We start from the raw sequence: 395 nt of genomic DNA on the forward strand, positions 1-395 counted from the left end.
TGGCTACAACTTCGGCCACATGGGCCCGAACGGCGACACGTACGACACCCCGGGCGGCATGGGCTGGGGTGTGGGGCCGGACCGTGTGTCCAATGTCCGTTTTGCGTTTGGTGAGAAGACCCGCCACGACATCATGCACCTCGACAAGGCTGATAAGAACCCAGTCGTTGGCAACGGACCCGGCCAGATCAAGGGCAATCTGTTCTGGCACCTCTACCACACCCAGGGTGCGTTTACGCCGAGCTTGATGAACAAGATGAACGGTGCTGACGTACCGGCAACGGGTATCAAGGTCTATGGTTCCTACCTGTCTGATTACGCGGTCAATCAGATCAAGGAGAAGGCTGCTATTGATCTTGGCTTTGATGAGATCCGTGGTCGCGGTTGGACCAACC

1 protein-coding gene is annotated in these 395 nt (G+C 57.5%); it reads left to right on the plus strand.

Features of this window, described 5'->3' with window-relative positions; genetic code table 11:
* A partial coding sequence (locus tag HMPREF3104_RS12530; RefSeq protein WP_168156386.1) for a hypothetical protein occupies positions 1-395 on the plus strand: 395 nt, incomplete at both ends.

The organism is Corynebacterium sp. HMSC30G07 (assembly GCF_001806945.1).
In the GTDB taxonomy this organism is placed as follows: Bacteria; Actinomycetota; Actinomycetes; order Mycobacteriales; family Mycobacteriaceae; genus Corynebacterium; species Corynebacterium riegelii.